This window comes from Clostridium sp. Marseille-Q7071 (assembly GCF_965112025.1).
Map to the genome: position 1 here is coordinate 1,699,858 of NZ_CBCOPR010000001.1, position 14,877 is coordinate 1,714,734.

Consider the following 14,877-nt stretch of genomic DNA (forward strand, 5'->3'; position numbering starts at 1 on the left):
CTTAATTAGGCATGAGGTGTTAAAAATTGATTGATAAAGCTAAAAATTATTATGATTATTTTTTTTCAGAAGAATACCATTCTCTTTCTATAGAAGAGAAAAGATGTAATTTAGCCTTAAGTGCTTTTGATGGGGCTATTTGGGAATGGAATTTAAATACCGATGAATTTTATTTAAGTAGCAAAGGCGATCAGTTATTAGGAATAGAAGGTAGTTCACAATCTATAAATAGTATAAACTCTTTGTCTAAGTTTGTGCATCCGGAAGATTTGTATCCCCTTTTTATTTGCTTTCTTGAAAAAATAAAAATTTCTAATGATAAAGAATTTTCCCATGAATATAGAATAATACAGAAAGATGAAAATATTAAATGGGTTAGATGTAGTGGAAAAATATACAGAAGTAAAAAAGAGAATATAAACTTAGCATCAGGATTTATAATAGAAATAACAGAACAAAAAAAACAACAATTAGCTTTAGTAGAAAATCAAATAAAAAATAGATTAACTATTGCTGGATCATTAGATAGTATTTGTGAGGTGGATTTAAAGAAAAAAATTATGAATTTTAGTTCATCTATAAATAATATACTTGGAGATGATAAGGCAAATGAAAAGATAAAATACTATAGGCATTGGATGGAATATATATATGATGAAGATAAGGAAAGCTATTGTAAAGGTATTAAAGAATTTTTAAATAGTAATGAAGTTTATTATGCTGATCAGTATAGAATACTAAATGCAAATAACGAGATTGTTTGGCTAGAAACTAGAAGTAAAGCTACTTTTGATGAATTAGGTAATAAAGATTACTTATATGTATCAATCAAAGATATAACCAAAGAGAAATTTGAAAAAAGCAAATATGGAAGATTACAATATAATGATGATCTTACAGGGTTGCCTAATAGATTTTTTTTACGAGAAGCATTAATAAAAAAAGAAATAGATGCTTCTTTAAAAAAGAAAGAGAAGATTGCATTAATATCTGTAGATATAGATGGTTTTAAACATATAAACGATACCTTTGGGCATAATTATGGTGATGAACTTCTACGTCAAGTTGCTGAAAGATTAAAATTAATGGTTGGAGAAGATGATATACTTTGTAGATTTAGTGGTGACGAATTTTCCTTTCTCATTGAACACATAAAAGGATATATAGATTTAGAGAATAGAGCTAAACAAATTATAAAGTTATTTAATTCTCCTGTTAAGATATTTGACAATGAAGTTTTTATAAGTGTAAGTATAGGCATGGCACTTTATCCTGATCACGGCGAAATACTTTCTGATTTAGTTTATAAAGCTGATATGGCTATGTATAAAGCAAAAAGTTTAGGAAAAAATCAGCATTATTTATTTGAATTTAATGATTTAGAAAAAGTAAATAGAATATTTTCTATAGAAAAAGATTTAAGTGAAGCATTAAATAAGAATGAAATGTATTTAGTATTTCAACCTAAAATTAGCGCTGATAATGAAGAAATGGTGGGTCTAGAGGCATTGATTCGATGGAAACATTTAGAAAAAGGCTTTATATCTCCTGTGGAATTTATTCCTATTGCTGAATATACTAAGACAATAATACCAATAGGAAGGTTTGTTTTTGATGAAGCTTGCAAAAAATGCAGAGAACTTTTAGATATGGGATATGATAATTTTAAAATATCCGTAAATCTTTCTAAGGTACAACTTGAAGATAAAAATCTGACTAATAATTTTATAAATATATTAAAAAAATATAATTTAGATCCTAAATATATAGAATTAGAAATAACAGAAAGTGTTATAATTGACGTATTGGAGAAAAATTTAGATGTTTTAGATAAGCTTCATAAATATGGTATGAGTATTTCACTAGATGATTTTGGTACAGGATTATCACCATTAAAGTATTTAAAGCTTTTAAATTTAGATTGTTTAAAAATAGATAAAAGCTTTATAGATGATATAGGAATTAATAAAAAAAGTGAGCATATTATTGATGGACTTATAAAACTTGCACATAGCTTAAAGCTTTCAGTAATAGCTGAAGGGGTGGAAACGGAAGAACAGATTAAGTATTTAAAGGCTAATAACTGTGATATTATACAGGGATATTATTATGCTAAACCTATGATATTTGAAGAAACAGTTAAATTTTTAAAGAACAAATAATTAAGTTAGTTTTTAATACTTAACCTTTTTTATAGATTTATATAATTCTAAACTTATTAGATAGAAGTAATATATTTGAGATACAGTTTAAATATATTAAAAATATTATTAGTTGAAAAATTTTAGGTATATTATAACAAATAGAACCATGATTTTATCATGGTTCTATTTGTTATATTTTTTTCATAGAAATTCTTTATTTATACCTTAAATAAATTTCTACAAAAATAAAAAAATGATGTGTAAATATATGTTATTTAATTATCAAAAATTGTATATTAAAGAAACTAATGTTATAATTTACATAATAATGGGTATGGGGTATAGATAAAAGTTATAATAAAATATAGATAAACTATCTGAAAAGTTGATTTATGACTGAATAGAGCTACACATTGAAGCAATTGAGAATTGAGAATTGACAATTATGGTTGAAATTAATTCTATATGAATCAATTTCTTAAACTAATTTTTACTAGTAATATATTGCTAGGTTTCACCTCTGGGGAACAGTTTAATCAATGGAGAATTGAGAATGGATAATGCACAATTATGGTTGAAATTAATTTTATAAATTAATTTCTTTAAATAGATTTTTAATAAAAGTAACTTTGGAACTTAAAAAATAAATTAATCTAAAACTTCTTCCATAAAGAAGAAGTGTCAGTAATTCTCCATCCTCAATAGTCAATTTTTAATTGTATAAGGGTTCCCCTGAGGTGCAGTATGTTTAGAAACAACACCTATTTATTTAACTAAAATAAAAGAAATAAGTAATATAGCTAAATTTACTGGATAAAAAGTGATTATATCACTTCAAAAATAAATAATTTTATATTTCTCAGCTTCTGTTGAGAAATATCCATAATTGTTAATTGTGAACTGTGAATTGTGTATTCAACAGTTTCAGCTATGATACTAAGAAATATCAATTATTTATATATATTAATTTTAGAACTAGTATATCTATATGTATGTAATAACTTAAAATATTGCCCTAAATGTAAATTATTTAAGGGGGAAAATATATGAGTAAAAAAAGTATTTGGTCATTTAAATTTAATACTGCAGCATTAGTTCTTATACCGGCAGCAGTAGGTATTAACTATATTGGTAAAAGTTTTGCAGAGATATTAAAACTTCCACTATGGTTAGATGCGATAGGAACATTGCTTGCTAGTATGCTTGCAGGTCCAATAATAGGAGGAATTTGTGGGGTAGTTAACAATGTAATTTATGGACTAACCATGAATCCAATATCTTTTGTTTATGCATTTACTAGTTTGGGAATAGGAATTACAGTAGGGGTTTTAGCCCATAAAGGATGGCTAGATACATTACCAAAAGCGGTGTTTACAGGTCTTATAGTTGCATTAGTTTCAACAGTTATATCTACTCCATTGAATATAATTTTTTGGGGTGGACAAACCGGAAATATTTGGGGAGATAGCGTATTTGCAGTATTAACAGCAAATAAAAGTCCATTATGGTTAGCATCTTTTTTAGATGAGTTAGTTGTGGATATTCCAGATAAAATTGCTACGGTGATTGTTGCTTACGGAATATTTAAAAATTTACCTAAAAAACTCACAATTCTTTATAAAAATGATAATAATATAGAGACTTTATAATATAGAAAAAACTTAATTTAAACTTTTTAAATTCATAATTTCTTTTAATACAGGATGCACAATTTATAATTAAGTTAATTGGCAAAGGACTTAAGAAAAGTTAAATTGTAAATTGTGCATTGCTCTAAACTGTAAGGAGGCTTATATAATGAAGAGTTTAGCACTATATTCAGAACAGAACACCATAATACATAAAATAAATCCAATAAATAAGATTATGTATATAGTAGTATCAATTCTTATACCAATAATAATTCCTACAGTAACTATGGGGTTAATATGTTTAGCTATTAGTATTTTTATATTATTAGTTGGTAAAGTTTTTAAAAAAGTTATTCCTCTTTTAGGCGTTAGTTCAATTTTATTATTTTCAATTATTTTAATTCAAGGGTTATTTAAAGCTGATAATATAACACCTGCTTTTTCTGTAGGAAATTTTACCTTTTATAGAGAAGGGTTATTTTATGCTTTAAGGATTTGTATAAGAGTTATAAATATATTATGTGGATTTTCAATATTAATACTTACTACTAGGCCTTCGGATTTAATTGAAGAATTAGTTAGAAAAGGACTATCTCCTAAAATAGGTTATGTACTGAGTTCTGTACTTCAAATTATTCCTGAAATGAGCTCTACTATGGGAACTATAACAGATGCTCAAAGATCTAGGGGGATGGAGACAGAAGGAAAGCTTTTAACAAGAATAAAAGCTTTTTTTCCATTAATAGGACCTGTAGTTATGAATTCCTTAATTGTTACTAGAGAAAGAGCCATGGCTTTAGAAGTGAGAGGGTTTAATTCGAAGATAAAGAAAAGTTTCTTAAATGAAAGCCAGAGTTCAAGTTATGATAGTGGAATTAAGTGGTTTTTAATATTATCTATAGTTTTAGCATTAATTTGGAGGGTTATATTATGGAGAAGATAGTTGTAGATAGCTTAAAATACAGATACCCTTTAAATGAGGATTTGGCTTTAAAGAATATTTCCTTTAAAGTAGAAAAAGGAGAATTTATAGGTATAGTAGGAGAAAATGGCTCAGGAAAATCCACACTTTGCCAAGCTTTAGTAGGACTCGTACCTCATTTTTATCGTGGAGCCTATGGTGGAAAGGTAATAATCGATGGAATGGAGATTAAAGAAAGCAATATTAGTGATATATGTTTAAAGGTTGGAATTGTATTTCAAAATCCATTTACTCAAATTACTGGTTCTAAGCTTACACTCTATGAAGAAATAGCCTTTGGACTTGAAAATATGGGAATTAAAAGAGAAGAAATGGTAGAGAGAATAGACTATGCTTTAAAGCTTTTAGATATATATAAATATAAGGATAAAAATCCTTTTGATTTATCTGGAGGACAAATGCAAAGAATGGCAATTGCTAGTATCATAGCAATGAAGCCCGAAATAATTATATTAGACGAACCTACCTCACAGCTTGATCCACAAGGCTCAGAAGAGGTGTTTAGAGCAGTTCAGAATTTAAGCAAAGAAGATATGACAGTAATAATGGTAGAACATAAGATAGAGAAAATAGCTAAATATTCTAATAAGGTATTACTTCTTCATGATGGGAAAATTATAGATTTTGATGTACCAGAAAAGATATTTTCAAGAGATGATTTATTAGATTATGGAGTAAATTATCCATCCTTTACTAAAATTTGTAGAGAATTAAATATTAAAAGTAGTAAAACAGAACTATATCCAATAACTCTAGAAGAAGCTTATGATTTGGTGGTGAAGAGCAATGAAAAAAATTATAGTTAATAATTTGAACTTTTCCTATAAAAAAGGTGAGAAAATTTTAAAAAATATTAATTTAGATTTTGATTCAACTGCTACTGCTATAGTGGGACAAAATGGTGCAGGCAAAACAACTTTTGTAAAGCTCCTGAAGGGATTATTAAAGCCTTGTAGTGGAGATATATTTATTCATAATATGAATACTAAAGAAATTACAGTGGCAGAGCTATCAAAGCATATAGGATTAGTTTTTCAAAATCCTAATGATCAAATTTTTAAGAATAAAATAATAGATGAAGTTATGTTTGGTCCGTTAAATATAGGATTACCTAAAGATAAGGCTATGGAAAATTCTATGAATGCACTAGAAATGGTAGGGTTAGGAAATAAATTAAATGATAATCCCTATGATTTGGGATTATCTGATAGAAAATTAATATCTATTGCTTCTATTATAGCAATGAACACCGATATTATAATCTTGGATGAACCTACTATTGCTCAAGATTATAAAGGAAGAGAAAAGATAAAGCAGATTATAGAGAAGTTAAAAGAACAAAGAAAATTAGTAATAACGATAATTCATGATATGGACTTTGTTGCAGAATGCTTTGAAAGAACTATAGTTTTTAACAAAGGACAAATACTTCTAGATGGAAATACAAGAGATGTATTTTCAAAAGAAGAGATAATAAATAAGGCTTATTTAGAAGCACCTCACATAACTCAACTTTGTAAGAAACTAGGATATAACCATACTTTTTTAACAGTAGATGAGTTTATTGAGACATATAAAAGAGTATATAGATAAAATATAGAGATTAAGAATTAAGTATGAAAGATGAAGAATTAAGGAGGAAATTAGTTTTATCAAACTAATTTCTTTAACTGATTTTAAACTAACAATACAATTGTTAGTTTTTTAGTAGGGGCGAACATTGTTCGCCAGTTCTTTTTGTATATCTAGTATCATCAAATTCTGCCACTATGATTATATGAATATGATTTGATATAATAATATAGTTATCAATTTTAGTATTAGGATAATATTTCAAAATATTGTTTATTGAAATATCAACTATCTGTCCAATATCTGATAATGGGAACAGATTTAAGTTTTCTGGCGAACAATGTTCGCCCCTACAGTTAGACAATTGAGAATGGAAAATTGACAACTGTGGTGGAAATTAATTTTACAAATTAATTTCTTTAAATAGATTTTTTAATAGAGGTGACTACGTAACTTCAAAGATAAATCAATTATAATTTCTCAGCTATTGCTGAGAAATGTCCAAAATTGTGAATTTTGCATTGTGAATTGTGAATTGAAAAAGTTATGAGTTGAATATTTCTAAATTATAATACTAAAAAATCAATTGTTTTTGTATATTTAATTTCAACAAAAAAACCCTGAGTAATCAGGATTTTTTTTATTCATATGCTATTTTCATAAGATACTCTGTAATATTACTACTTTTATCTTCATCAGCAAGGACTACAAGGTAATCTCCACCTAAAATATAGGTATCTCCTTTAGGAATAATTTCAACTCCACTTCTTTGTATTCCAACTAAAAGGCAATTTTCTGGCCATTGAATATCTTTAATCTTTTTCTTGTCTAAGTAGGAACATATAGAAACAGGAATTTCTAATATTGTTTTCTTCGCTTCATTTATTGGAAAATTATCATTTTTTTCTTTACTTAACAATCTGTGTAAGAGAGTTTCATAAATAGGTTTTGAACCTAAAAAGTCTGCAACTAAATATCCTATTATAGATACTATAGATAAAGATAATAAGTGGCTTAAAGATCCGGTCATTTCAGTAATTAATACTGCACCAGTAATAGGGGCACGGACTATTGCAGTTAAGTATCCTGCCATAGCTAATATCATAAAATTATGTATATAATCAGGAGAAGTCAACCCTAAGTTTACTAAAATATTTCCATATATACATCCTATAATTGCACCTATTACTAAGAGTGGAAGGAATATTCCACCTGGTGCACCGGAACCAAAACTTATCATAGTAAATAAAAATTTAACTATTAGAAGTATGAATAAAATTTTTAATGTAGGATTTTTTTCAATTATAGACATTACAAGGCTATGACCTCCACCTAATACTTGAGGAAGTATTAACCCTAATATTCCAGCTATCACAAAGGGAATTATAATTCTAAATTGAGGCGGTAGCCATTTCTGACTATTATATAAATTTAAGGCTTTTACAAGAAGTGAGTTAAATATTACTCCTCCTATACCAATAATTACACCTAGGATAATTAGATAACCATAACTACTTAGAGGTAATGAAGATAAATTGTCAAATTTAAAGGCGGTGTTAAAGCCAAAAAATAGTTTAGAAGTAAAATCTGCAGTTATAGATGCTGTCATTGTACTTAATAATATTAATGGAGAGAAGCTTTTGTGTACTTCTTCTAAAGAAAATATAACACCTGCTAAAGGAGCATTAAAAGCAGCAGCAAGTCCAGCACTAGCACCACTAGTGATTAGATATCTTTCTTCATTGTGATCAGAATTTAATCCTTTTGAAACACCTTGACCTATAGCAGCTCCTATCTGTATAGATGGACCTTCTCTACCTAAGGAAAGCCCTCCTAAAATAGAAAGTGCACCTCCTACAAATTTTGATATAGCAACTTTTAACCAATTCATTTTTAATGGCCCGAGAACTGTACCTTCAACTTGGGGGATACCGCTACCACTAATCATAGGTTCTTTTTTTACTATAAAACCTACTATTAATGCTAGGGCTATAAGAAGAATAAACCAGAGTGGAATAAACCAATAATTTGTTCTTTGAAACTTATAGATATTTTGGCTTAAATGTTCCATTTTTTCTAAAGTAAATCTGTAAAGTACTGCAATAAGTCCAGAAAAAGCTCCTACTAAAATTGATTTTAGAATAAGCTTTTGTTTAAAATTTTGCCAATGAGATAAAGCTTTAAGGGTATTGCTATCTTTACTCAAAATATCACCTTCTTTAATTTTAAAAAATTAAGCCCATAACTATTATAAGAATTAAACGGAGAATTTTCAAATTAAAGTTATATAATGAGAAAATTGAAAGGTATAAATATTATATTTATACCAGATAAGATTATATATTAATTATAATTTTTCAGTTAAATGCTTCCAATATCTGATAGGCATATGCTGACGTTGAAGTTTTAAATTTTCACGACTACTGATGGATGTAGAGTTAAAATAATTTTTCCATAGAGTTTCATATTCTCCTTCATCTTTTGCATTTAGAAATACTTTTCCATCTTCTTTTGTCAACACATCTATACTCCAAGTGTCATTTTTATTTATAATAGCTAAATTTCTTTTAAGGTCATGGATTATAAAATTTTCATTAGAAAACCTTGAAGAGAAGTGAGGAGCAATTAATGTTAAAATATTATGATCAGGCTCAATAGCTGAGTAATAATGGTTATCTCCTATTTTTTTAAATCTTACAAAACCCAACATACTATGTCTTTCAACGTTAACTCTTCTTACAATCTTAACAATTTCCATTACAATTTCATTATGAAGATGAAGTTCAATTTCATTTCCCAATTTAAAGCCTAATCTAATATATTTATAAAGTAAAGTATAAGTATTAGAATAGCTACTTAAAAAACAATAAATTATGTTTTTTATCACTTCATAAGAAAAATTTTTATTCATGGATTTATAAACCTTATTAGCTTTTTCATAGTTAGTAGATATATTTATAAATTCATCTATTAAATTTGGCTCATAGTTTGCTTCAGTAATAATTAAATTAGGTTTTTTATTATTATAATAACTTTCATAAATGGAGGTTAAATACCCTTCAAAACTTCCATCAAAAATATAAACAATCATAGAACACCTCTTATATTCAATTGAGAATTGACTATTGACAATGGACAATTGTGGATATTTCTCAGCAGAAACTGAGAAATTTAGAATTGATTAAATGTAGCGGCGAACAGTGTTCGTCATATAATTAAAGAAATTATTTTGTCTAAAATAATTTCAACCTTAATTGTCAATTGTCAATTCTCAATTGTATTAAATCTCTCCTGTAATCGCTTTAACTTTATCCTCTTTTTTATATATGGTAGGAACAGTAGAGAAGAAAGAAAGTTGTTCATAATTGGAGTTTGTTGTCTTAAGTTTTTCTTCTTTTATTAATAATCTATTTTCTATTTTGTCTCTATCAAATCCTACATCACCATAGTACTTTCCTCTACAGGTTATAAAATATTGAGCTCTCTTTAATACTACACCTAATTTTTTTATATCATCGAAACTTAAAAAGGACACTTTTCTAGTTAATACAATTCTTTTTGCAGATCTCACTCCTATACCTGGGATTCTAAGCAATAATTCATATGATGCAGTATTAATTTCCACAGGAAATTTATCTATGTTATTAAGAGCGTACGTAATTTTAGGATCTAGTTTTTCGTGAAAATTAGGATTAGTTTCATTTAAAAGCTCGGAGGCTTTAAATCCATAGAATCTTAAAAGCCAGTCAGCTTGATATAATCTATTTTCTCTAAGTAGTGGAGGATTTTTTATATCTGGTAGCTTAGGACTATTGTTAACAGGTACATAAGCAGAATAATATACTCTTTTTAAAGAGTACTTGTTATAAAGCCCTTCACATAATTTTAATATATCAAAATCACTTTCTTTGGTTGCACCTACAATAAGTTGTGTACTTTGACCTCCAGGAACAAAGGAAGGGGCAGATTTAAAGCGTTTTTTATTATCTACTGAATGAATTATTTGATTTTTTATAAAATCCATAGGTTTTAGTATATTTTCTTTAGATTTCTGAGGTGCCAATAATTTTAGTCCTTGAGAGGAGGGAAGTTCAATGTTAATACTCATTCTATCTACATATTTTCCAGCTTCTTCAATTAAAGCATCATCAGCACCAGGAATAGCTTTAACGTGAATATATCCATTAAATTTATATTCAAGTCTTAAACTTTTAACAACTTTTAATAATAGTTCCATAGTATAATTAGCATTTTGTATTATTGCAGAACTTAAAAATAATCCTTCTATATAATTTCTTTGATAAAAGTTTATAGTTAAATCGATGATCTCCTGGGGAGTAAAAAAGGCTCTAGGAACATCGTTACTTATTCTATTTATGCAATAAACGCAATCATAAATGCAATAGTTAGTTAGGAGTATTTTTAGAAGAGAAATACATCTACCATCTGATGCAAAGCTATGACATATACCACTAACACTAGCATTACCTATACCATCTTTAGTATTTTTTCTATTGCTTCCACTAGAAGAACAGGAGACATCATATTTTGCAGCATCTGATAATATTTTAAGTTTATCCATTATATTCATAATACTATTTCCCCTTAATTAAAATAATACACTGTAAATTGACAAAGTTGTGAACTCAATAGTTCTAATATTTTCACATATTTATTGATTTTTTAAGCTTATATATTTACATTTGAATCAATTATAGCACATATGTTCGCATGGTTGTAGGGGGAAAGTATATAAAATTATTATAAATATTATAGTTATCAATCTAAAAATAGAAGAAGATACCTCAATTCATAACTTAAAATAATGCGCAGTTCACAATTCATAATTCACAATGCGGTGGAAATTAGTTTTGATCAAACTAATTTCTTTAATGAATTTTTCATTAGCAATACAATTGCTAGTTTTTATAAGAAGTTACTTCGTAACTTCAAAAATAAATTAATTCTAAATTTTTCAGCCTATGCTGAGAAATTTCCACAATTGTGAATTTTGCATTGTGAATTGGACAGTCCTAATTATAATAAAAATATAATTTATTATAATAGACACATTAATTTGTTAACTAGTTATTTTAAAATATGTCTAATGTTGCAAATATAAAATTAGGTTATAATATTTAGATAGGAATAAAACATAACGAGGTGTTAAGATTTTGAGTATTAATGCACAAAGTATAAAACAATTGACAGATTTAGGTACATTTAATAGAGGGTTAAGTTGCTATAGACAAGGACGAGTTTTTAATTTTGATATTAAAAATGGATATAATAGTATGTTGGATGAAGAAATACAATATATAAAAGCTAATGTAGAGTCTAGTTCTTATTATAATAGTTATGTTGTAGAAATAGCTTTAAGAGAAAATTTTAAAAGGCTTTCTTGTAATTGTACTTGTCTTGCTTTTAATGATTATGGTCATCAAAAAGCTTGTAAACACGTTGTAGCTGTATTATTAAACTATTCCCAAATGGCCATAGAATTAAAAGAAAAAAACTCAAGAGAAAATTTTATTGAAAATTTAATAGAAAACTATAAAAGTAATTTTGAAGATAATAAAAACTCAAAGCAAGAGCTTTCTATAGACATTATATATTATCCTATAGATAAATATGAAAAATATAGTTCTATAGAACTTAAATTAGGAGTAAATAAAAAATATGTGATTAAGAATATGAAATCTTTTTTAGAGGCTATAGATAAAAAGCAATGTTTAGAGTATGGAAAAGGGTTTACATTAAATCTTGATGAACAATATTTTAATGATAATGACATGAAACTTATTAATTTGTTACTTGAGATTCACGAGTTAAATAATATTATTGAAGCTAATAGTTATTCTTCAGTTAATTTTAAAATGTTAAAAGGCAAAAAAGCTTATTTAACAGATATGCATGTTAAAAGGTTTTTTACAATATTTAAAGGTAAAACAATAAATACAATTAATGAATTTGGAACTATTAAGAATATAAAAGTAGAAGATGAGATGTTCCCTTTAAATTTTAATATTGAAAGCAAGGATAATAAAATTTATTTATCACACAGTAATAAATTTAATGTATTAACTAAAGATGGAGGTATAGTCTACTATAAGGATAAAATATATATACTCACAGAAGAACAAATAAAACTTTGTAAACCTATCTTTGATGAGATGAGAAAACGTAGAGAGAATCAATTGATTTTTTCTATGGAGCAAGGAGAAAATATAGCAAATTATATAATACCAGCATTAAAAAATAGTGGAGCTAGAGTAAAAATAGATAAAAATATACAGAACAATTTTTATGAAGAAAATTTAAATACTAAAATTTATTTAGATAAAGTTGATGAAAATATAAGCGCTAAAATTTCTTTTGATTATGGGGATGTAAGTATAAATCCTATTAAAAATAATTTAGATAAAATTTCAAACAAAATATTGATAAGAGATTTGAAAGAGGAAACAAAAGTTATAAATAATATAAATAATTGTGGATTTGTAGAAGATAATGAGACCTTTATCTTAAAAGATCAAGACAAAATTATTGATTTTATTTTAGATAAAGTTTATGAACTTCAAAATTTTGGAGAGGTTTACTATTCCGATAGCTTTAAAAATATGAAAATTTACACGTCATCAAATTATAAAGCTGCTATAAGATTAAATAATGATGATCTTTTAGAGTTTAGCTTTGACATAGATGGGATTAATAAAAGCGAACTTAAAGATATATTTAAATCTTTAAAAGAAAAGAAAAAATATCATAAGCTTAAAAATGGTGATTTTGTATCTTTAGAGGAAAAAGAATTAAAAAATGTAGCTAATATAATTGATTATTTAGATATAAAAGATTCACAACTTAATAAGGAGAATATAATATTATCTAAATATAATGCACTTTATTTAGATGAAAATATAAAACAGAGCAATATAGAATTTATAGAAAGAAATAAAGATTTTAGAGAACTTATTAACAATATAAAGGACATAAAAGAGCTAGATTATACACTTCCATATAATTTACATAATATCATGAGACCTTATCAAATTTTTGGATTTAAGTGGCTAAAGACTCTTGCAACTTATGGTTTTGGAGGAATATTAGCAGATGAGATGGGACTTGGAAAAACTCTTCAGACCATTGCTTTTTTAGCTTCAGAAAAGAATGGGACACCATCTTTAGTAATTGCACCTTCATCATTAGTATATAATTGGAAAAGTGAATTTGAAAAATTTGCACCAGAGGTTAAAGTAACGGTTGTATCAGGAAATAAATCTACAAGAGAAGAACTTATTAAGGATTTAAACGAAAATGATGTAGTAATAACTTCTTATCCATTAATTAGAAGGGATATAGAAGAATATAAAAATTTTAAGTTTAATTATTGTATATTGGATGAGGCTCAACAAATAAAAAATCCATCATCTATAAATGCTTCTTCTGTAAAAGAGATAAGAGCAAAGGGGTATTTTGCTCTTAGTGGTACACCAATAGAAAACTCATTAACGGAACTATGGTCAATTTTTGATTTTATTATGCCAGGATATTTATTATCCCATTCAAAATTTACAAAAAAATATGAACTACCAATAGTAAAATATAATGATAGTAATTCTTTAGAGTCTTTAAACAGACGTATTAAACCCTTTATTTTAAAGAGATTTAAAAAGGATGTTATTAAAGAATTACCCCCTAAAATTGAACATAGATTAGTAGTTGAAATGACAGAAGAGCAGAAAAAAATATATGGAGCTTATTTAGCTCAATTTAAAGATGAAATGGAAGAAGAAATTAATAATAATGGTTTTAATAAAAGTAAGATAAAGATATTTTCACTATTGACTAGATTAAGACAAATATGTTGTGATCCCTCTGTATTTATAGAAAACTATGAGGGAAGTAGCGGAAAAATTGAGGCATTAGAAAGTTTAGTTGAAGAAGGTATAAATGGAAATCATAAAATACTAATATTTTCTCAATTTACCTCTGTACTTAAAAATATAGGTAAAAGATTAAATAGAAATGAAATAAACTACATGTATTTAGATGGTAGTACTAAAATAGAGGATAGACTTAAAATGGTAAATGAATTTAATGAAGGAACTACTCAAGTATTTTTAATTTCCATAAAAGCAGGAGGAACAGGGCTTAACCTAACTTCAGCAGACTTAGTTATACACTTTGATCCATGGTGGAATCCTGCAGTAGAAGATCAGGCAACAGATAGAGCTCATAGAATAGGGCAAAAGAAAACAGTAGAGGTTATAAAGCTTATTGCTAAGGGAACTATAGAAGAAAAAATATTTCATCTTCAAAAAAAGAAAAAAGAAATGATTGATAATGTAATATCAGATGAATTTAAAGATGAAAATATAATAAATAAAATGAGTAAAGAAGAGATAGAAGATTTATTTTCCATTAATTAGAATAAGAGAGTGATAATAAATCTACAGATAAGCTACCTAAAAAGTTAATTTATAGCTATACTATTGAGTAGTTAAATTCACAACTTAGTCAATGGAGAATTGGTGATGGACAATTGTGG

At 26.7% G+C, this 14,877-nt stretch carries 10 protein-coding genes; 6 read left to right on the forward strand and 4 right to left on the reverse strand.

All coding sequences use genetic code 11. The annotated features are described in order from the left end of the window. Positions 1–26 precede the first annotated feature (26 nt). From ACWPW7_RS07880 to ACWPW7_RS07900, 5 genes are all read left to right on the forward strand, one after another. Positions 27–2,162 carry a sensor domain-containing protein gene (locus ACWPW7_RS07880; RefSeq protein ID WP_454053068.1) on the forward strand — a complete coding sequence of 712 codons (2,136 nt, stop codon included), beginning with the start codon at positions 27–29 and terminating at the stop codon, positions 2,160–2,162. Between the two features lie 1,028 nt (positions 2,163–3,190). Further along, positions 3,191–3,793 carry an ECF transporter S component gene (locus tag ACWPW7_RS07885; RefSeq protein ID WP_454053069.1) on the forward strand — a complete coding sequence of 201 codons (603 nt, stop codon included), beginning with the start codon at positions 3,191–3,193 and terminating at the stop codon, positions 3,791–3,793. Between the two features lie 148 nt (positions 3,794–3,941). After that, entirely contained in the window at positions 3,942–4,718 is a 777-nt protein-coding gene (locus tag ACWPW7_RS07890; RefSeq protein WP_454053070.1) for an energy-coupling factor transporter transmembrane component T family protein, read from the forward strand. Next, positions 4,706–5,563, forward strand: coding sequence for an energy-coupling factor ABC transporter ATP-binding protein (locus tag ACWPW7_RS07895; RefSeq protein WP_454053071.1), 858 nt, complete (start codon positions 4,706–4,708; stop codon positions 5,561–5,563). The genes ACWPW7_RS07890 and ACWPW7_RS07895 overlap by 13 nt, the downstream gene beginning before the upstream one ends. Then, the gene (locus ACWPW7_RS07900; RefSeq protein WP_454053072.1) at positions 5,544–6,350 is read left to right on the forward strand and encodes an energy-coupling factor ABC transporter ATP-binding protein; all 807 of its coding nucleotides are present in this window, start codon (positions 5,544–5,546) and stop codon (positions 6,348–6,350) included. Before ACWPW7_RS07895 ends, ACWPW7_RS07900 begins: the two co-directional genes overlap by 20 nt. A gap of 103 nt (positions 6,351–6,453) precedes the next feature. Here the strand turns inward: ACWPW7_RS07900 and ACWPW7_RS07905 are convergent, their stop codons facing one another. The 4 genes from ACWPW7_RS07905 to ACWPW7_RS07920 form a co-directional block, all read right to left on the reverse strand. Continuing rightward, a complete protein-coding gene (locus ACWPW7_RS07905) occupies positions 6,454–6,693 on the reverse strand; it encodes a hypothetical protein (RefSeq protein WP_454053073.1) in 240 nt (79 codons plus the stop codon). A gap of 276 nt (positions 6,694–6,969) precedes the next feature. After that, complete coding sequence (locus ACWPW7_RS07910; protein WP_454053074.1) at positions 6,970–8,535, reverse strand: chloride channel protein; 1,566 nt, start codon at positions 8,533–8,535, stop codon at positions 6,970–6,972. Positions 8,536–8,676: 141 nt separating this feature from the next. Beyond that, positions 8,677–9,420, reverse strand: a complete 744-nt coding sequence (locus ACWPW7_RS07915) for a TIGR03915 family putative DNA repair protein (RefSeq protein ID WP_454053075.1) — start codon at positions 9,418–9,420, stop codon at positions 8,677–8,679. A 189-nt stretch (positions 9,421–9,609) separates the two neighbouring features. Continuing rightward, positions 9,610–10,920, reverse strand: a complete 1,311-nt coding sequence (locus ACWPW7_RS07920; protein WP_454053076.1) for a putative DNA modification/repair radical SAM protein — start codon at positions 10,918–10,920, stop codon at positions 9,610–9,612. A 1,102-nt stretch (positions 10,921–12,022) separates the two neighbouring features. On the opposite strand from ACWPW7_RS07920, the gene ACWPW7_RS07925 reads away from it, so the two are divergent. Then, positions 12,023–14,758 (forward strand): DEAD/DEAH box helicase, encoded by a 2,736-nt coding sequence (locus tag ACWPW7_RS07925; RefSeq protein ID WP_454055485.1) that lies wholly within the window; start codon positions 12,023–12,025, stop codon positions 14,756–14,758. Positions 14,759–14,877: the final 119 nt, after the last annotated feature.

Excerpts from the sequence above, each read along its gene's own strand:
- ACWPW7_RS07885 (WP_454053069.1), top strand. The coding sequence starts at position 3,191 with ATGAGTAAAAAAAGTATTTGGTCATTTAAATTTAATACTGCAGCATTA.
- ACWPW7_RS07890 (WP_454053070.1), top strand. The coding sequence starts at position 3,942 with ATGAAGAGTTTAGCACTATATTCAGAACAGAACACCATAATACATAAA.
- ACWPW7_RS07895 (WP_454053071.1), top strand. The coding sequence starts at position 4,706 with ATGGAGAAGATAGTTGTAGATAGCTTAAAATACAGATACCCTTTAAAT.
- ACWPW7_RS07900 (WP_454053072.1), top strand. The coding sequence starts at position 5,544 with ATGAAAAAAATTATAGTTAATAATTTGAACTTTTCCTATAAAAAAGGT.
- ACWPW7_RS07915 (WP_454053075.1), bottom strand. The coding sequence starts at position 9,420 with ATGATTGTTTATATTTTTGATGGAAGTTTTGAAGGGTATTTAACCTCC.
- ACWPW7_RS07920 (WP_454053076.1), bottom strand. The coding sequence starts at position 10,920 with ATGAATATAATGGATAAACTTAAAATATTATCAGATGCTGCAAAATAT.
- ACWPW7_RS07925 (WP_454055485.1), top strand. The coding sequence starts at position 12,023 with ATGAAATCTTTTTTAGAGGCTATAGATAAAAAGCAATGTTTAGAGTAT.